Below are 18,732 nucleotides of genomic sequence, written 5' to 3'. Positions count from 1 at the left end.
GCGATCATCTCTGCTCTACTTCGCGCCCTGGCCAACCTCGCGCGATCGCTTTATCGGCCCGCCCGCGCGAGACGCCATGCTCCGCGAGCAGACGTGCCGCGGGGCTTCGCATTTCGGCGAACAGGGCGACGAGCGCGTTGGCGCCGGTCACCGCGGCGTAACCCACCTCCTGGGCGTGGAGCGCGGCACGTTGATCGACGCGCTTGAACGCGGGCGTGGGCTCGGCGCTCCCGGCCTCGATCACGGTGTGCTTGAGCTCGTTGTCGAGATATTGCGTAAGGCGCTGCCTCAGGCTGCCGAGATCAGCGTCGCAGGCCTGCATCACGGCAGATGCTTCCGTGTCTTCGATCAAGGCAAGCGAAAGATGCTCGAGGGTCGCGTATTGATGGTGACGCCGATCAGCGTGATCGAGCGCCCGACGCTTCGTGGCCGCGTAATTTGCCAACACCGGGCGTGCAGGCATGTCGAGCAACGTTTCAATCGCCTCGAGCCGTTTCACGGGATCGAGCGTCGCCAGAAGCTCATACTTGTCTCTGACGGGCAATTTCATACGCGCGGCGACGGTGTCAGCGATCCGTCCGGGATCACGGGCTTGATCGAAGAACAGCCAGATGTCCGGCACGAGAATTCCGTGAGCCGCCGTGTAATCCTCGAAGCGCTGATAGATCCTTCGTATCAGATCGCGGGCATCGCGGGTCGCTCCCTCGCTGGTCAGCGACCTCGGCCTGATACGTAGCCATTTCCGCGGCAAAGCTGCGCAGCGCAACCCGCCGAAGCCCGCGCGTCAACACCCTGAGCGTGCCATCGCCGAGCGTTTCGAGTTCGAGCAGCTGGGCCAGGATGCCGATCTCATAGACATCGGAAAATCCGGGATCATCGACGGCCGCCTCCCGCTGGATCGCCACCACGACCTCCCGCCCGCCGTCGAACGCCTGGTTCAGGGCCTGGACGGTCCTCTCGCGTCCCACGAACAGCGGGTAGGTCGCGTTCGGAAATGGAACGAGATCGCGCAAGGGAATGGCTGGATAGAACGCCCTTGTCGTTTTCATCCGTGCAGCCGGCGCAGTCGTGTCACGGCGCTCGGCGTGAAGCAGCGCCGACAGCGTATTCCAGTCGGCGACGCCGAGCATCCTCGACACCAGTTCGAGGCTCTCGCTGTGACTGATGGTGACGGCCTTGGTGGTCAGGGATTCGCGCAGCGTCTGCGCCATTGCCTTGGCATCGCGAAAATCGCGCATCGGTTCGTCCTCTGCATGAGCGATCCAGGAGTGTCAGTTGGTTGCGTTGCTGACCCGGTCGCTCGGGCAAAGGGGGCCGATCAAGGGCTCGATACGTTCACCATTCCACGGAGGGGGCAACCGGCAGGTCGTATCAACCTGCGTGAAAGGTGACGCAAACAGTGCGTCGAGTCAATTGCCGTTCAATTCTTCACCGTCGGGATCTCCTCGGCCGGCTGCTGCTGGCCCTGCTGATACATCGCCAGCGCCTTTTCGAGCGCTTCGCGCAGCGCCAGCGCGGCGGCCACGCTGCAGCGCAGATGCGCGGTCTGAACGACGTCAACCCTGACGGCGGCGCCGACCGGCATCAACAGGTTCGCCGCTAGCTCGATCTGGATCGCGCCGTTGTGGTGGCCGAAGCAGGATGCGCCGTCGAAATAGATGATCGGCGCCCGCTCCGAGCTCGAGGTCGAAATGATGACGGGCCCCTGGCTGGTGGCGGGCGTTTCGGGATCGGCCATGGGCACTCCTTACGGCTAGTCGATAGGACGAAGCGCCCACCATCGTTGCTTCGGCCCGCCCTGTCGAGGCCAAACCCGGCACACCTGCCGTGGACGCGCATTCGGGGTTTTGCGCCGCACCCGACACTGGTCTAGAACGTCGTCATGTCCAGCTCACCGACCACACTTCCGTTCGAGGAACTCGCCGAGGCGATCCGGGGGCGCCGCTCCGATTACGGCCATATCAGCGGGCTCCAGCTCGACCGCTTCGCGCCTGGCGAGGCCTGGTCCAGCCTGCCCTACCGACCCGTCTTCGTCGGCGACACCGAGACCGGCGTGCTGCATGGCGGCGTCGTCACCGCGATGCTGGACGAGAGCTGCGGCATGGCGGTGCAGCTCGCGCTCGACGGCACGAGCGCCATCGCGACGCTTGATCTGCGCATCGACTACCAGAAGCCGGCAACGCCGGGCCTCGACATCAAGGCGCATTCGGTCTGCTACCGCACCACGCGCTCGATCGCCTTCGTGCGCTCCACCGCCTATCAGGAATCCGAGGACGATCCGGTCGCGACCGCCACCGCCTGCTTCATGATCGGCGCCAACCGCACCAACATGCTCGCGGATCGCAGGATGGATTCGCCCAGCATCCCGTCGCTGGAAGCGCCGGACGATCCGGCGGGCCCGTTCGCCAACAGCCCGTTCGCGCGCTGTCTCGGCATTCGCGTCAATGACGACGGCACACTGACGATGCCGTTCTCGCCAAAGATCATCGGCAACCCAATCCTGCCTGCGATCCATGGCGGCATGACCGGCGCCTTCCTCGAGACCACCGCGATCTTCGGAGTGGCGCGCGAGCTCGGCGCGGCCGCATTGCCCAAGCCGATCGGATTGACCGTCAACTATCTGCGCTCCGGCCGCGCGCTCGACACGTACGGCAACGTTTCGATCGTGAAGCAGGGCCGGCGCATCGTCGCCTTCGAGGCGCGCGCCTGGCAGGACGATGCGGACAAGCCGATCGCCACCGCCTTCGGCCATTTCATGCTGCGGCCGACGCCCGGAAACGACGAGGAATAGGCGCATTTTCCCTTGACGGCCGGGGCCCGGGCCACAACGATAGCGCGATTCTGCGAGAGGTATTGGGTTGCGGCATCCGCTCGACATCGTCGCCATGTTCGCCGCGCTCTGGCTGCTGGCATCGATGGTGCTCGACGCGCTGACGCCGAAGGAGCTGACGGCGGTGATGATCGGCATCGCCATCGGACCCGCCGTCGTCATTACCGCCGTGTTCTATTATCTGCGCTGCCCGCGCCTGGATTTCGTGGTGATGTTCGCCGCATTGTGGCTGATCTCCGATATCGGCATCGCGTTCATCTCGCCGACGCAGCTGCCGCATTTCCTGATCGCACTCGGCTTCGTGCCGGCGCTGCTGATCGGCATCGTGCTGCACTGGCAACGCTTCCAGCGCCGCCACGAGCGGCTGCCCGTGCCGTCGGTCAAACGGGGCTAGCGCGGTAACAGATTTGTCTTGGCGAGATCGAGCACCTCATCGCCGCGGCCGTTCATCACGGCGCGCAGCACCCAAAGGCTGAAACCCTTGATCTGCTCGGGCGTGATGGTCGGCGGCATCGACAGCTCCTGCTTCGCGGTGACGACGTCGAGCAGCGCCGGTCCGTTGTGAGCCAGCATCTCCTTCACCGCGCCTGGAAGCTCGCCGGGATCCTCGACGCGCCTCGCGAAGATACCCATCGCGCGCGCCATCGCCGCGAAGTCGGGGTTTTCCAGATCGACATTGGTGTCGACGAAGCCGGCCGCCTTCATCTCCAGCGCGACAAAACCGAGCACGCCGTTGTTGAAGATGACCACCTTCACCGGCAGCTTCATCTGCGTCAGCGTGATCAGGTCGCCCATCAGCATGGTGAAGCCGCCGTCGCCCGAGAGCGAGATCACCTGGCGGCCGGACTGCGCGGCCTGCGCGCCGATCGCCTGCGGCATGGCGTTGGCCATCGAGCCGTGCACGAAGGAGCCGATCAGCCGGCGGCGGCCGTTCATGTCGAGATAGCGCGCGGCCCACACCGTCGGCGTGCCGACATCGGCGGTGAAGACGGCATCGTCAGACGCATGGTCGCTGATGACCTTTGCGAGATATTGCGGATGGATCGGCTTGCTGCCCGGTGTGCCCTTGGCGAGAGAATCCAGACCTTCGCGCGCCTTCTTGTAGTGCGCGATCGTATCGTCCAGATGCTTGCGCTGCGTCTTGGCCTTGAGCAGCGGCAGCAGCGCCTCGATGGTGAGCTTGACGTCGCCGACGAGACCGAGATCGATCTTGCAGCGCCGCCCGAGATTTTCCGGACGAATGTCGATCTGCGCGACTTGGCAATCAGTCGGGAAGAATTGCTTGTAGGGAAAATCAGTGCCGAGCATCACCAGCGCGTCGCAGGCGTGCATGGCGGCGTAGCCCGAGGAGAAGCCGATGAAGCCGGTCATGCCGACGTCGTAGGGATTGTCGTATTCGACATGCTCCTTGCCGCCAAGCGCATGCACGATCGGGCTCTTCAAGACCTCCGCAAGCCGCATCAACGGCGCATGCGCGCCGGCGCAGCCGCGGCCGCAGAACAAGGTGACGCGCTCGGCGCCGTCGAGGAGGTCCGCGAGCGCCTTCAGTTCATCAGCGTGCGGCACCACCTTTGGCGCCGACAGCGTAAGGCCACGCGCCGTCGACAGCGCGCGCTTGGGTGGGCTACGAAAGGCGACATCGCCGGGCATGGCGATGACGGCAACGCCGCGCATACCGACCGCCGCGCGGATGGCGTTTTCCAGCACGTAAGGTAGCTGACTCGGATCGGAGACCAGCTCGCAATAATGGCTGCACTCGCGGAACAGGTTTTGCGGATGGGTCTCCTGGAAATAGCCGCTGCCGATCTCGGCGGTCGGGATTTGCGCAGCGATCGCCAGCACGGGAACGCGGCTGCGATGGGCGTCGAACAGGCCGTTGATCAGATGCAGATTGCCGGGGCCACACGAGCCCGCGCACACCGCAAGGCTGCCCGTCATCTCCGCTTCCCCGGCAGCGGCGAAGGCCGCGACCTCCTCGTGCCGGACGTGAATCCATTCGATCGTACCGCGCCGCCGCAACGCTTCGGTCAGCGCGTTCAGGCTGTCGCCGACGATGCCGTAGATGCGCTTGACGCCGGCCTGTTCGAGCGTTGCCACGAACAGATCGGCTACATTGTTGATCGCCATGTCGGTCTCCTGATCTCGCTGGTGCAGCAAGATAGGATAACGCGCGACCGTGACGGCATCACGGCTTGTTTATTGCGGGCTCAGTCTTTCGCAATCGCCCGATCGTAGGCCGTGATCGTCAATTTTGCGCGAGCGGCAACGTCCGTTGCCGTCATGCCGGGCTTGTAGAGGCTGGAGCCCAGCCCGAACGCCGTCACGCCACCCTTGATGTACTCAGCAAAATTCTGATCGGACACGCCGCCGACGGCGGCGATCGTTACGCCGGCCGGAAGCACGGCGCGAATCGCGGCAATGCCGGACGCACCGAGCACGCTGGCTGGAAAGAATTTGAGGCCCGATGCCCCCGATCGCGCTGCGAGCAGAGCTTCGGTCGGCGAGAACACGCCGGGCATCGTGATCATGCCGTACTGATGCGCGCGTGCCAGCACCTGGGTGTCGACGTTCGGCGAGACCATCAGCTTGCCGCCGACGTCGTTGAGACGATCGACATCTGCCGTCGTCAGCACGGTGCCGGCGCCGATCAGCACGCCGGCGGGCGCTTGCTTCACCGCCGTGGCGATCGAACGGAACGGATCCGGCGAGTTCAGGGGGATCTCGATTGCGGTCATGCCGGCTTCGATCAGCACGCCGACGATGGCCTGGATCTCCTCAAGCTTCACGCCGCGCAGGATCGCGACAAGTTGGTCGCTTCATCGCCGGAAAGGGAACGCTCATCTCAATAGTCCTCTCATTTCGTCCAGATCGCGGCAGCGGCCATCGACAAACCGCGGCGAACGGCTTCATCCGCATCGATCGGCATGGCTGTCACTGACAGCGCCTCGAAAGCCAGCCTGTACAGCATCGCGAGCCGCCCCGAGGCAATCAGCGTGACGCCTGCTCTCGGCACCACGCCGGAGAGCCCTGCTGCCAGCTCGACACCAATCAACGTGCCCGACACCGTTTCGCGCGCCGCGGCCGGTGTGCCCTCGAACAGGAGCTGACGCGACCGCGCGGTGAACAGAAGATTGGCCGTGAAGGCCGGAGCTTCGTACGCGGCCTTCACCGCCGCCTTGAAGCTCGCGACATCTTCGGCGTCATCGGCGCCTGCAACCGCGAGCGATAAAATCGTTTCGCGCGACACGACGCTGAACAACTCGCCGGTCATGAAGGTGGAGAAATGCGCGACCGTTCCGTCCTTCACCACCGCACCCATTTCGAATGTGTGCCGGGCATACAGACCAGCGCCTCGCCGGCGGTATCGAGACCGAGCGCGCCGAGCAGTTGCGTCTCCTCGCCTCGCATCACGTCCGGCGCTTTTGTATCGCGCTGCGCGATGCCCGGCAGGATACGGATATCGCGCGTCTCGCCCGGCACCCGCGCAGCCTGCTTCAGAACGGCAGAGAGTAGCGCCGGCGTGTCGACATAACCGGCCTCGACCCAGCCGGTACGCGCACCGGCCATGCCGCAGACGAGAACCGGCAGATGACTGGGAGCCTCGACCGCCGCAAGATGCGATTGCAGCACGGCGGGGAAGCCGGCCTTCGCCGCCGCCAGCATGCCCTCGTCGCTGCGGCGCTCGGTCAGCACCTTGCCGGCGCGGTCGATCAGCCAGAGCCGGAAGCTGCTGGTGCCCCAGTCCACCGCGACATAGGCAGGTTCGGTCATCTCAATTCGTATCCTCGTCTCACCGCCAAGACGCCGTCTCGCGACAATGAGACGAGGCCTCGCAAATCTGCCCCGGGATATCGGCTATTGCGGCTGCAAACCAGCGTTTTCTCGCGGGTCTGAGGTCCCGCTCGCGCTGGCACACGGCTTGCGAAGAGGTGGCACACCGCTTGCTAAAGTGTCCCCGCTCACGTCCGTGAACCGCGCAACAAGACGCGTCAACATCAGATGAGGAACCCCATGGAGATCGGCTATTTCACGATGCCTTCGCACCCGCCGGAGTGCGGCCTGAAGGAAGGGAACGACTGGGACCTGCAAGTCATGCGCTGGCTCGACGAGCTCGGCTATCAGGAGGCTTGGGTCGGCGAGCACCACACCGCGCCCTGGGAGCCCAATCCCACGCCCGATCTGCTGATCGCACAGGCGCTGATGCAGACCAAGCGCCTGCGCATCGGACCGGGCGGCTTCCTGCTGCCCTATCACCACCCGGCCGAGCTCGCCAACCGCGTCGCGATGCTCGATCATCTCTCCGAGGGCCGGGCTCAATTTCGGGGTCGCGGCCAGCGGCCTGCCGAGCGACTGGGCGATGTTCAACGTCGACGGCATGAGCGGGCAGAACCGCGACATGACCCGCGAGGCGCTGGAGATCATTCTGAAGATGTGGAGCGATCCCGCGCCCTGGACCTACAAGGGTAAATTCTGGACGGTGACCAAGCCGGACACGATGTTCGACTTCCTCAAGCCTCACATCAAGCCGTTGCAGACACCGCATCCGCCGATCGGCGTCGCCGGGCTCTCGAAGAACTCGGACACGCTGAAGCTCGCCGGCGAGCGCGGCTTCATCCCGATGAGCCTCAACCTCAACCCGGCCTATGTCGGCAGCCATTGGGATTCGGTCGTAGCAGGTGCCGCCAAGACCGGACGCAAGCCGAACCGCGCGGATTGGCGGCTGGTTCGCGAGGTGTTCGTCGCCGACACCGACGAGGAGGCCTGGAAGCTCTCGACCGGCGACATGATGGGCCGGATGATGGGCGAGTACTTCCTGCCGCTGCTCGGCCATTTCGGCTTCAAGGACTATCTGAAGCACGCGCCCGACGTGCCCGATAGCGACGTCACCGTCGAATATTGCGCCAAGCGGAACTGGATCGTCGGTTCGCCCGCGACCGTCGCCGAGAAGATCGAGAAGATCTACGACGAAGTCGGCGGCTTCGGCGTGCTGCTGGTGTTCGGCTTCGACTACAAGCACAAGGCTGAAGCCTGGCATCACTCGCTGTCGTTGCTGAGGAACGAGGTGATGCCGCGCCTGAAGCATCTCGGCTCCGCGATGAAGGCGGCTTGACCCGATGCGGGTGCGGCGCCATCGTGCCGCACCCGTTCTTTCTGGAGATTATCGCTTGAGCGTGGACGCAAAGGATTTCAAGCAGGCGATGCGCCAATGCGCCGGCGCCGTCGCGCTGGTGACGGTCGGCGCCGAGCACGGCAAGCGCACGGGGTTGACGGTGACCTCGGCCTGCTCGCTATCGGACTCACCGCCGTCGCTAATCGTCTGCGTCAACCGCAACGCCAGCGCGCATGCCCGCATCCGCGAGGAAGGCGCCTTCGCGATCAATTTCCTGCACGAGGACCATGCACTGCTGGCGCTCACCTTCAGCGGCCAGAAGGGCATCAACGGCGACGACCGTTTTGCGTTCGGCCAATGGAAGCGCGGCGAGACCGGCGCGCCGGTGCTGAGCGATGCGGTCGCCGCATTCGACTGCGTACTGGCGCAGGAATTTGAAACGAAGACGCACTCGATCTTCGTCGGCGAGGTGCGCTACGTGTCGCATTCCGACGCAGCCGCAGCGCTCGTGTATCTCCGCAGCAGTTTCCACGTACCGCACGAAATCCGCGGCACAGTTTCAGTCGGCGACCTCGATTCGCGACATCTGAGCTGGAGCGATTTCTCCTGAATTCGCGACGCCATGCGAATGCGGCCGCCGGGATCCGTTCCCGCTAGAGCAGATTGTAGCCGGGCGTGAGGTGGTTGCCTGGATCGTGGCGACGCCTGGCATCGCGCAGCAACGGCCACTGCACCCCGAAATGATCGGCCCAATCCTGGGACGACATGGGAAACGCGCTCGCCGGGTACAACACGCCGCCGGCGCCGCGAATACGGTCGTACAGCTCGCGGTTCTGCGCGACCAGCCGTTCGGCATTCGTCTTGTCTGCCGATTCCGGGATACGGATCAGATTGAACACGAACACGATCCGCTCGTCGGGCAACCGGACCAGTGGCGTGCGGCATTCATCCGTGATCATGGGATAGCAGGTGATCCGTCCGAACGGGCCGATGTCCTCACTCTTCGTCCCGGCAACGACCTCGCTCGCGATCTCCAGCGCGTTGCTGCCGCGCAGGAACACGAGAAGCCACGGATGCGGATTGAACCATTGACCGTTCGCCCTCAGAAGCGCTTCCAGCTTTGCAAACGCATTGGCGTCGTCGCGGAAGGCAAAGTCGGTGACGACGGCGCTCCCGCGGCGATCCGACAGACCTGCAAGCAGCGCCTCGTCGTCGGGATGAGAATCGCCGTCATGGAACACGCCTGCTTCCAGCAGGTATCGCCAGCCACCGGCCGCCTCTGGCACGACGGCTCCCTGCAGCTGATCGAAGCGCGCCTCCGCCAGGACACGGCGCTGATCGGCCGTCAGCGAGGGGAGATCGGGGTAAGAGAGTTGGAAGCGTCGGACCCGTTCGGGCGCACGCACCAGCCGAAGCGTCGCCCTCGTGATGATCGCGCATTGGGCAAGCCCGGCCCGAATGGCATCATAGAGCTCGGCGTTGGACGTTGGCGAGCAGGTCAATTGCCGGCCCTCGCCCGTCACCACATCGAGCTCGATAGCCTGGTCCGTCAGCAGGCCATGTCGCGACGACGATCCGCCGATTCCGCCGATGGCGAGGGTGCCGCCCACGGACAGGCCGAGGTAGTTGGTCAGGACCGGCGGAACCAGCCCTTTGGCCAAGGTCGCTTCCAGCACCGCGTGCCAGGTCGCACCTGCATCGACCACGACACGGTCCGGCTCGATCCGATGGATGGTGGCCAGCGCGCCGAGGTCGATCACAATGCCGCCTTCCGTCATGACACGACCATAGATGCTATGGCCCTGCCCGCGCGCGGCAACCGTCAGCCCTTGCTCCGCGGCCCATCGCAGAATCCCCGCAATCCCGGGAATCGTCGTCGGCCTGAACACGGCACGCGGCTGCTTGTGGATGATGTGACCGAAATCCTCACCCGCGGCCGCGCAAGTTTCCGGGTTGCAGTTCGATGCGGCACTGGCAAATGGTCCATCGGCCGGGCCGCGCGACTGGCCGGCAAGAGCGAGGGAAGCTAGCGTCGCGGTGGCGCTGACACCTGCATGCAGCAGCGCGCGTCGATTGGGGGTCATGGTGCGGTCCTTCACGCCGGACCGGGCGGATAAGTGCCCGTGGCCCGCAAACTGCGATCGCCCGCGCCTCCGAACAACCGGCACATCGCGGGATACACATTCCCGCAAACCGGGAGAATGCGGACGGAACGCACGCCGGCGATGCACGTGGCCAATGGGTAAGAGAGCCGGGGCTCTTAGAGCCGCTCGCGCTTCAATCGCCCCGCCAGCAGATCGACGAACAGGCGCGTCTTGGCCGGCGGCGCCGCGCTCGGCGGGACTACGGCGTACACCGGCATGCGCGGTGCCTCGAAATCCTCCAGCACGATCTCCAGCGCGCCATCATCGACGCGATCGCGTATCAGCCAGAACGGCGCATAGCCGACGCCGATGCCATGGCAGGCAGCCGCCTGCGCCGCCGTCGTATTATCGGTCCGGAAGCGGCCGTTCACCTGCACCATCTTCACCTCGCCGCCGATCTGAAACCGCCACGCTTCCGTGTCACCCGGGCCGGTCCTGCGCAGAATACATTGATAGTCTGTCAGGTCGTCGGGATGATGCGGACGCCCATGGCGCGCGAAATAGCCGGGTGCGCCGTAGACAACCGTGCGAAGCTCGCCGAGCCGCCGCGCCTTGAGCGAGGAATCCGGCAATTCCCTGATCCGCACGGCCAGATCGAATCCATCGGCGACGACGTCGATGGGCCGATCGGAGACATGGAGATCGGTTTCGATCCGCGGAAAGCGCGCCATGAAATCCGCAATCGCCGGCACGACGTGGGTCGATCCGAACAGGACGGGCGCGGCGACCCTGAGAAGACCCGACGGCTCGACGCGGCGGTTGGCCGCTTCCAGGCGCGCCTCGCTGATTTCGGCAAAGGCCGGCTTGACGCGATGATAGAACGCAAGTCCCGCTTCAGTCGCCAGCGATCGCCGCGTGGTCCGCCGCACCAGCTCAACACCGACGTTGCGTTCCAGCGCCGCCAATGCCCGGTTGACGGACTGCAGCGACCGTCCCAATTGTCGCGCGGCCGCGGTCTGGCTGCCGGCCTCGACGACAGCCAGAAAGACTTCGATCTCCTCCATCGAATCCTCTCCTCTCGCAATTTCTGGAAATGCACGTTCGCGACGGCGTGGTCCGCCGCGCGAAGACCCAGGCGCGCCAGCATTTTCCGACTGCTTTCGGCGGAGCCGGGATGTCGAACCGGTCTAGTATGAACCCGAGTCGATCTTCAACTGCTTGATCTTGCGATACAGCGTCGCGCGGCTGAGTTTCAACGCACGCGCCGCATCGGTGACACGGCCGCCATGCTTGCGCAACGCCTCAATGATGGTCGCGCGTTCGGCTACGGCAAGGTCGGGCTCCGTCGCCCTTCCACCAAACGGCGGCAGATCGAGGTCGGCGTCGGTGATGACGCCGTCCTCCGCCGTGCAGCCGGCGAGCCGCAGGACATGCCGGAGCTGGCGCATGTTGCCGGGATAGGGGTAGGCCGCGAGCTGCGACCACGCCTCGTCCGAGAGCCGGCAGTTCGGCGCTTCCTCGCGCGCGATCTGCCGGATGACGTCGTCGCGGTCGGCGCGCTCGCGCAAGGCCGGCAGCCGCACTTCCATGCCGCGCAGACGGAAATAGAGATCGGCGCGGAAGGCGCCCTGCTCGGCCATGCGCCCGAGGTCGCGATGGGTGGCGCTGATCAGGCGAATGTCGACCGGCACGGGCTTCGGCGCGCCGAGCGGCCAGACTTCGCGATTCTCCAGCACGCGCAAGAGCCGCGTCTGCAGCGCGATCGGCATGTCGCCGATCTCGTCGAGGAACAGCGTGCCGCCATCGGCCTGCACGATCAGGCCCTTCGAGCCGTCGCGGCGCGCGCCGGTGAAGGCGCCGGCCTCGTAGCCGAACAGCTCGGCATCGATCAGGCTTTCCGGCATCGCCGCGCAGTTCAGCGCGACATAGTTGTGGCGCGCGCGATTACCGGCCGCGTGAATGGCGCGCGCGAACACATCCTTGCCGACGCCGGTCTCGCCGTGCAGCAGCACCGGCAGATTGTGATCGCCGATGCTCCTGAGCCGCTTCACGCTCTTGATCAAGCCGGGGTCGCGGCCGGCGAGCCGGTGCAGCGCGTCGAAGCGATCGGCAGGTGCATCGCGGCGCGGCGCGAGCGGACGGGTCGATGACCTCGCCCGCAGCGGCGGCGCGACATGGCCATGCCCCAACGGACTGCCATCGGCCCGGCGCAGCTCGACGGTGTCGTCTGCGTTGCGCGCGGCAGGATGATCGAACTTGACGTAGCGCGACAGATCGATGCCGGATGCGATCAAGCCGTCGGTGAGACCCAGCAGTGCGCGCGCCGAACGGCAGGCACCGACGATGCGGCGATCGTCGTCATAGGCGAGCAGGCCGCTGCCGCCGTCGCCCGGCACGGTCGCGATCCAGGCGTTGCGGAAATGACCGCGGAAGATCGCACCCTCCATGCGCCGCGTCGCCTCCATCGTCACCGCGAGCGCAAGCTGATGCGCGGTGCGTTCGAGGTCCTCGCGGCAGGAGGTGATGTTCACCGCACCGGCGAGGCGACCGGCCTGGTCGAACAGCGGCGCCACGGCACACGAGAACATGTGCCACTGCGCGCGAAAATGCTCGTCGCGATGCACCAGGATCGGCTTCTGCTCCGCAAGCGCCGTGCCGAGCCCGTTGGTGCCTTCGAAGGCCTCGGAAAAATTCGAGCCGGTATAGACCTTCCAGCGCATGAAGATCTCGGCATCGGCCGCGCCGGGCACTCGGCTCCACAGCATCGTGGCGCTGGGATCGGCGAGATTGACGCAATAGCCGGTCTGGCGCAGCACGCGGGCGAGATCTTCCAGCTCCGGCGTTGCAAGCCGGATCAGCTGCTCCATCGGCTCGGCGACATGCCGGACCTCCGCCTCGGTCAGCGTCTGCGGCGGGCCCTGGCGGGCGGGATCGAGCTTGTGGCTGATCAGGCAGCGCCGCCAGGAATCGGCAATGCGCGACGAGGCATCCACCTCGGCCACGTGATTGGCGACGGACAAGACACGGGCGACATGGTTCGAGGCCGAAAGGCTGGCCATCGCGGACGTCTCCACCCTGTATTATTGTGCAAAGTCTGGCACCGCAGGCGGGGATGTCAATCGGGAACCGGAAACGGTCGTGCCGCAATCAAATTGCTGCACCGCCCTCACCACGTATCGATGCACGGCCGCTTCTTGCCCGTCCTCGCAGGCGGCTTCGGCACCGACCGCAGGCCCGCCATGATCCAGCGTCGCGTCTCGGAGGGGTCGATGACGTTGTCGATTTCGAACACGGATGCGATCGAGACCGCCTTGCCGTTGGCATAGAGCTCAGCGACCTTGTTACGATAATAGGTCTCGCGCTCGACGGGGTCGGCGATCGCCTCCATTTCCTTGCGGAAGCCGAGACGAACGTAACCCTCCAGGCCCATGCCGCCGAATTCGCCAGTCGGCCAGGCCGCGGTGAAGAACGAGGCGTGGAAGCCGCCGCCGATCATCGACTGCGCCCCGAGACCATAGCCCTTGCGCAGCACGATGCCGAACAGCGGCACGGTGAGGCTCGCACCTGTCACGAACATGCGCGAGACGTGGCGCACGATCGCGGTCTTCTCGGCTTCCGGGCCGACCATGAAGCCGGGCGTGTCGCACAGCGAGGCGATCGGCAGGTCGAACGCGTCGCAGAGCTGGAGGAAGCGCGCGGCCTTGTCGCCGGCATCGGCGTCGATCGCGCCGCCGAGATGGCGCGGATTGTTGGCGATCAGGCCGAACGGCCTGCCCTCGATGCGGATCAACGCGGTGATCATGCCGACACCATAGTCGCGGCGCAGCTCCAGCACGGTATCCTTGTCCGCGACGAGGTCGATCACGCTGCGGATGTCGTAGACCCGCAGGCGGCTCTCGGGGATCGCGCGGCGCAGCAGCCGCTGGTCGGCGGCCTGCCACTCCGTCACCGCACCCTGGAAATAGGACAGGTATTTTTGCGCAATGCGCGTCGCCTCCTCCTCGTCCTCGACGAGGATGTCGATGACGCCATTCGGCGACTGGAACGAGACCGGGCCGACTTCGGCCGGGTGATAGACGCCGAGCCCGCCGCCCTCGATCATGGCCGGGCCGCCCATGCCGATCGAGGCGTTCTTGGTGGCGATGATCACGTCGCAGCAACCGAGCATCGCGGCGTTGCCGGCGAAACAATAGCCGGAGACGATTCCGACGACCGGCACGAGGCCGGAGAGCCTTGCGAACTGCACGAACGACGGACCGTCGAGGCCGGTCATGCCGAGCCGGTCGGTATCGCCGGGCCGGCCGCCGCCGCCTTCGGCGTAGAACACCAGAGGCACGCGCCAGTCTTCCGCGAGCGTCAGCATGCGGTCGATCTTCTTGTGGTTCATGTGGCCCTGCGTGCCCGCGAGCACCGTGTAGTCGTAGGCCACGACGATGCAGCGCCCGCCCTCAGGGCCGAACTTCTCGGCGTTGACGGTCGCGACACCCATGACGAGGCCGTCGGCCGGTGTGTTCTTGACGAGATCGTCGAGCTTGCGCCGGCGCCGCTGCGCCGCAATCGCAAGGCTGCCGTACTCCATGAACGAGCCGTCGTCGACGAGTTGCGCGACGTTTTCGCGTGCGGTGCGCTGGTTGGTGTTGCGGCGGCGCTCGACCGAGGCCGGGCGATTTTCGTCGAGCGTGTTGGCCTGGCGCGCGATCATTTCGGCGAGATCGGGACGGATGTGGTCGAGATCGATATCCGCTTCCTGCGCCGAATGATCGGCGGCGACGTCGAGCGGCTCGAGGTAGAGAATGGCCTCGCCATGCATCAGCGTGACACCGTCGCCGGCGACGAGCTTCATGACCCGGCCGCCCTGCTCGGCCATCACGAGATGCTCCATCTTCATGGATTCGATCACGGCGAGCTGCTGGCCGGGGCGCACGATCTCGCCTTCCCCGACCTGGATGGTGACGATGGTCCCCTGCAAGGGAGCCGCGACCATCACCGCGCCTTCCGGCACGATCTGTGCGGTATGCGCTTCGGTGCCGCGGCCGCTGCTTCGCTCCGTCACTGCAAAATAGAGCGGCTTTGCAGCGCCGTCGGCGGCCTCCACGAGCTTCGCGATATTGCGGTCGATGAAGTCGGTCGCGATGCGGTTGGTCCTGAAATCGGGATGCGCCAGCACCGCCTGAAGGAAAGCGATGTTGGTAACGACGCCGTCGATCCGAAATTCGCGCAACGCCCGCGAGGCTTTTGCAACCACGTCGTGCCAAGCCTCTCCCGGCGTATGCACGATGACCTTCGCCAAGAGCGAGTCGAAGGCGGCGCTGGTCTTGTAGCCGGCATAACCAAAACTATCGACGCGGACGCCGGGGCCCGACGGCGGTTCGAACACGGCAAGCACGCCGCCGGTCGGATGAGTCGCGCCTAGCTCGTCCAGCGTCTCCATGTTGACGCGGAGCTGCATGGCATAGCCGCGCGGCTTCGGGATCGAACCTTGCGCCAGGCCAAGCGAGGCAAGCGAGGCGCCGGCGGCGACCGCGAGCTGGGCGCGGACGAGATCGAGGCCGAGCACCTCTTCCGTCACGGTGTGCTCGACCTGCAGCCGCGGATTGGCTTCGATGAAGGCAAAACTGTCTTCGGCGGTGCCGTCGACCAGGAACTCGAACGTGCCGAGACTGTCGTAAGACGCGGCTGCGGCGAGTTGCTTCGCTGCCTCGATGATACGGCCACGCAAGCCGTCGCCGAGCGACGGGCTCGGCGCTACCTCTATCAGCTTCTGGTGCCGGCGCTGGATGGTGCATTCGCGCTCCCAGAGATGAGAGATTGCGCCGTGGCGGTCGCCGATGATCTGCACCTCGATATGGCGCGCCTGCCGGATCAGGCGCTCGGCATAGACGCCGTCGAAGCCGAACGCGGCCTTCGCCTCGGACTGGCAGCGCGCATAGGCCTCCGCGAGATCGGATGCGTTCTCGACCACGCGCATGCCGCGGCCGCCGCCACCGGCCATTGCCTTGATCACGATCGCCGCGTTGCTGCCGAGCGAGGTGAAGAACGCCGCGATATCCTCCAGCGAGGACGGCCCGCTGGTGCCGGCGATGATCGGCACGCCGCAACGTCTTGCCAATTGCCGTGCCGCGACCTTGTCGCCGAACAGTTCGAGCGCCGCAGCCTTCGGTCCGACGAAGGCGATGCCTGCATCGGCGCAGGCCTTCGCAAACGCAGCGTTCTCGCTGAGGAAGCCATAGCCGGGATGCACGGCATCGCAGCCTGCGCTCGTTGCCGCCTTCACCACGGCCTCGATGTCGAGATAGGCCCGCGCGCCGCGGCCGGGGATTTCGGTCGCCTCATCGGCAACCCGCACATGCAGCGACAGCGCATCGTCGGCCGGGTGGATCGCGACCGTCGCGATGTCCGCATCAGCCGCCGCGCGCGCGATGCGGATGGCGATCTCGCCGCGGTTGGCGATCAGGAGTTTTTTGAACGACATGCAGCGTCTCCATGCCCGCGCGTCCAAGCGCGGGTCGGCAGGTCCGATGGTTCTGCTTCGTCACTTTAGCCGAGGCCGTCAAGGGTGGACGCCGGTCGCGATGCCTGTTCCCGCGAGCCGGAATATCAGTTGGTCGCGCGCGCTGCCTTGCGCGGCCTGCTGCATCGCGCTCGCTTTCTGCTGACACCTAGCGGCCCATTTTGTCGAGCACGAGATCGATGGTGTGGGCGGCGATCTTGCGCAGCTGCGGCTCGTCATCGAAGGCACGCTCGATTACGGCGAGGCCGCGCGTCACGGTGATGATGTGCAGCGCTGCGGCCGCGGGGTTGCCGCTGAATTCGCCGCGCTTTGCGCCCGCCGACAACGCATCCTGAACCAGAGCGGTGATGCGCGAGATGAGGTTCGCGAAGGCCTGGCGCGCGTCCTCATCCAGCCCCTCGCCTTCGGCCGCGCCGAGCTCCATCAATCCGCGCGTGGTCGGGCATCCCCGCGGCGGTGAGCCGGAGCGGAAATTGGTGATGGTCGAGTCAAAGAACGCGGTGAGACGCTTGCGCAATGAGCCCGTACCGAGCGCCTTTTGCAAGGCAATGAGATAGTCGCCCGCATAGCGCTCATAGGCCTGCAGGAACAGCGCCTCCTTGCTGCCGAACGTGTTGTAGAGGCTGCCGCGCTGGACACCGGCGTCGCGCGCGATGTCCGACAGCGAAGTGCCGCGCACGCCGTTGCGCCAGAACTGATCGAACGCGATGCGCAGGACATCGGCGTGGTCGAACTCGCGCGGCCTCAAGCTTCGCTCCTGTCCGGTATATTTGACACGGTGTCAAAAATATGCATTCTAGACGCTGCGTCAAAAACAAATTGGGCCGACGGCCCCCTTTCGTCAATGAGGAAGTCGCGATGCCTCTCCTTCACATCTCGATGCGCGCCGGAAAGCCGGAAGCCTACCGGCAGGCGATCCTTGACGGCCTTTACCGCGCCATGCGCGAGGCACTGAACGTGCCGGAAGGCGACGAGTTCATGACCATCAGCGAGCACGCCGCCGCAAACTTCCGCTGCGGCAACGCCTACGACGTCAAGCGCAGCGACGACGCCGTGCTGATCCAGATCACCGTATTCGCCTCGCGCACTCCTGAGCAGAAGAAGGCCCTGTACCGGCGGATCGCGGACCTGCTCGGCGAAAATCCGGGCATCCGTCCCGAAGACGTGTTCGTCAACGTGCTCGATGCGCCGGCAGAGAACTGGTCCGTCGGCCACGGCGTCGCGCAATTCGCTTGAAGCGCCAGCGTCACCGATCCGCAACGCACGTCTCCATGATTCCATCGAGCTCCGCCTTCGAGAGCACCCCGAGCTCGGCGATGAAGACGATCCGCGCGCGCGGCACGCCTTCGGCCGGCGCATCGCCAAGGGCGAGCGCGGCATCGCCAGGGACGAGCGCGGCGCGGCCGGCGGCGAATTGAAACAGCATCTGGCGCCCGGGCTGCTCGACGGTCTCGAACAGGCCTTTTGCCCGCGCGAGTTTTGGCGCCAGCTTGCCGATCGCCTTTTGCAAGCGCGGCAGCGAGAGCGGTTGGTCCGAGGTCCAGCTCAGCGTTTCGAAGCGCTCTTCTGCCGGCCGGCGCGGCCCGGGATCGCGCGGCGCGGACGCGCGATCGACGGACGCAGGGAACAGCAGCGCGGACGGAACCTCGCCGTGCGGCGCGTCGACCACCACGGCAGGGACGCGCTGCGCGCGGATGGCCTCGCGCATCCGCCCGCCCGCGCCCTCTTCCGCCAGATCCAGCTTGCTCAACGCCACGATGTCGGCAACGCGCAATTGCGAACGCTGAAGCGCATCGTCCAGGGCGGCCAGCGGTGTCGCCGCGTCCATCACGCAGAGCACCGTTTCGAGCGGCGCCTCGCGCAGGATCACGGGATCCATCAGATTGCGGACGATGTCGGTGGGATCGGCGACGCCGCTGGTCTCGATGACGATGTATTCCGGTTTCGGATCACGACGCAGCAGCGTCGAAAGCGTGCGCAGGAGGTCGCCTTCGAGCGAGCAGCAGATGCAGCCATTGGCGAGGCTGACCACGCCGTCGCTCGCGCCGGCGATCAGCTCCGCATCGATGTTGATCGCACCGAAATCGTTGACCACGGCGGCGATCCGCCGCCCCTCCGCATGCGCCAGCAGATGGTTGACGACAGTCGTCTTGCCCGCTCCCAAAAAGCCCGTCACCAGGAGAATGGGGACCGGCAT

15 protein-coding genes and 3 pseudogenes are annotated in these 18,732 nt (G+C 65.7%); 6 read left to right on the top strand and 12 right to left on the bottom strand.

Translation table 11 applies throughout. The annotated features are described in order from the left end of the window. Window positions 1–4: 4 nt before the first annotated feature. From ACVWYI_RS08190 to ACVWYI_RS08180, 3 genes and pseudogenes are all read right to left on the bottom strand, one after another. The gene (locus ACVWYI_RS08190) at window positions 5–463 is read right to left on the bottom strand and encodes a Clp protease N-terminal domain-containing protein (RefSeq protein WP_456664493.1); all 459 of its coding nucleotides are present in this window, start codon (window positions 461–463) and stop codon (window positions 5–7) included. Between the two features lie 63 nt (window positions 464–526). Next, window positions 527–1,211, bottom strand: a pseudogene (locus ACVWYI_RS08185) (LON peptidase substrate-binding domain-containing protein); the annotation flags it as partial. Between the two features lie 209 nt (window positions 1,212–1,420). Beyond that, on the bottom strand, window positions 1,421–1,738 hold the full coding sequence (locus ACVWYI_RS08180) for a hypothetical protein (protein ID WP_247339390.1): 318 nt from the start codon (window positions 1,736–1,738) through the stop codon (window positions 1,421–1,423). Between the two features lie 144 nt (window positions 1,739–1,882). Between ACVWYI_RS08180 and ACVWYI_RS08175 the strand changes: the two genes are divergently transcribed. Next, entirely contained in the window at window positions 1,883–2,791 is a 909-nt protein-coding gene (locus ACVWYI_RS08175; protein ID WP_456661653.1) for a PaaI family thioesterase, read from the top strand. Between the two features lie 67 nt (window positions 2,792–2,858). Continuing rightward, the gene (locus ACVWYI_RS08170) at window positions 2,859–3,224 is read left to right on the top strand and encodes a hypothetical protein (protein ID WP_247339388.1); all 366 of its coding nucleotides are present in this window, start codon (window positions 2,859–2,861) and stop codon (window positions 3,222–3,224) included. Here the strand turns inward: ACVWYI_RS08170 and poxB are convergent. The 3 genes and pseudogenes from poxB to ACVWYI_RS08155 form a co-directional block, all read right to left on the bottom strand. Continuing rightward, a complete protein-coding gene (gene poxB / locus ACVWYI_RS08165; protein WP_456661652.1) occupies window positions 3,221–4,957 on the bottom strand; it encodes a ubiquinone-dependent pyruvate dehydrogenase in 1,737 nt (578 codons plus the stop codon). The two genes, ACVWYI_RS08170 and poxB, sit on opposite strands and share 4 nt — an antisense overlap. 80 nt (window positions 4,958–5,037) lie before the next feature. Then, a pseudogene (locus ACVWYI_RS08160) lies at window positions 5,038–5,671 on the bottom strand (2-dehydro-3-deoxy-6-phosphogalactonate aldolase). Window positions 5,672–5,684: 13 nt separating this feature from the next. Next, a pseudogene (locus ACVWYI_RS08155) lies at window positions 5,685–6,601 on the bottom strand (2-dehydro-3-deoxygalactonokinase). A gap of 240 nt (window positions 6,602–6,841) precedes the next feature. Between ACVWYI_RS08155 and ACVWYI_RS08150 the strand changes: the two are divergent. The 3 genes from ACVWYI_RS08150 to ACVWYI_RS08140 are packed head-to-tail and all read left to right on the top strand — an operon-like array spanning window position 6,842 to window position 8,550. Next, window positions 6,842–7,297 carry an LLM class flavin-dependent oxidoreductase gene (locus tag ACVWYI_RS08150; RefSeq protein WP_456661651.1) on the top strand — a complete coding sequence of 152 codons (456 nt, stop codon included), beginning with the start codon at window positions 6,842–6,844 and terminating at the stop codon, window positions 7,295–7,297. Then, window positions 7,188–7,940, top strand: coding sequence for an LLM class flavin-dependent oxidoreductase (locus ACVWYI_RS08145; protein WP_456661650.1), 753 nt, complete (start codon window positions 7,188–7,190; stop codon window positions 7,938–7,940). Before ACVWYI_RS08150 ends, ACVWYI_RS08145 begins: the two co-directional genes overlap by 110 nt. Before the next feature lie 55 nt (window positions 7,941–7,995). Continuing rightward, a complete protein-coding gene (locus ACVWYI_RS08140; RefSeq protein ID WP_247339374.1) occupies window positions 7,996–8,550 on the top strand; it encodes a flavin reductase family protein in 555 nt (184 codons plus the stop codon). A 43-nt stretch (window positions 8,551–8,593) separates the two neighbouring features. Here ACVWYI_RS08140 and ACVWYI_RS08135 read toward each other — a convergent pair whose 3' ends face one another. The 5 genes from ACVWYI_RS08135 to ACVWYI_RS08115 all read right to left on the bottom strand — a co-directional run bounded on the left by ACVWYI_RS08135 (window position 8,594) and on the right by ACVWYI_RS08115 (window position 17,283). Next, window positions 8,594–10,024, bottom strand: a complete 1,431-nt coding sequence (locus ACVWYI_RS08135) for an FAD-binding protein (protein WP_247339373.1) — start codon at window positions 10,022–10,024, stop codon at window positions 8,594–8,596. Window positions 10,025–10,200: 176 nt separating this feature from the next. Continuing rightward, window positions 10,201–11,088 carry a LysR family transcriptional regulator gene (locus ACVWYI_RS08130; protein ID WP_247339372.1) on the bottom strand — a complete coding sequence of 296 codons (888 nt, stop codon included), beginning with the start codon at window positions 11,086–11,088 and terminating at the stop codon, window positions 10,201–10,203. Window positions 11,089–11,211: 123 nt separating this feature from the next. Then, window positions 11,212–13,083: a sigma-54-dependent Fis family transcriptional regulator gene (locus ACVWYI_RS08125; RefSeq protein WP_247339366.1), complete on the bottom strand. Its 1,872-nt coding sequence runs from the start codon at window positions 13,081–13,083 to the stop codon at window positions 11,212–11,214. A gap of 107 nt (window positions 13,084–13,190) precedes the next feature. Then, the gene (locus ACVWYI_RS08120) at window positions 13,191–16,496 is read right to left on the bottom strand and encodes a carboxyl transferase domain-containing protein (protein ID WP_456661649.1); all 3,306 of its coding nucleotides are present in this window, start codon (window positions 16,494–16,496) and stop codon (window positions 13,191–13,193) included. 187 nt (window positions 16,497–16,683) lie between these two features. After that, complete coding sequence (locus ACVWYI_RS08115) at window positions 16,684–17,283, bottom strand: TetR/AcrR family transcriptional regulator (protein WP_456661648.1); 600 nt, start codon at window positions 17,281–17,283, stop codon at window positions 16,684–16,686. A 110-nt stretch (window positions 17,284–17,393) separates the two neighbouring features. Between ACVWYI_RS08115 and ACVWYI_RS08110 the strand changes: the two genes are divergently transcribed. Further along, window positions 17,394–17,771: a tautomerase family protein gene (locus tag ACVWYI_RS08110; protein ID WP_247339363.1), complete on the top strand. Its 378-nt coding sequence runs from the start codon at window positions 17,394–17,396 to the stop codon at window positions 17,769–17,771. Window positions 17,772–17,781: 10 nt separating this feature from the next. Here ACVWYI_RS08110 and ACVWYI_RS08105 read toward each other — a convergent pair whose 3' ends face one another. Then, window positions 17,782–18,732, bottom strand: coding sequence for a CobW family GTP-binding protein (locus ACVWYI_RS08105; protein ID WP_456661647.1), 951 nt, complete (start codon window positions 18,730–18,732; stop codon window positions 17,782–17,784).

The organism is Bradyrhizobium sp. LB13.1, from assembly GCF_054056815.1.
Note: the sequence above shows the minus strand (reverse complement) of the source record. Positions and strands in the feature narration are given on the sequence as shown.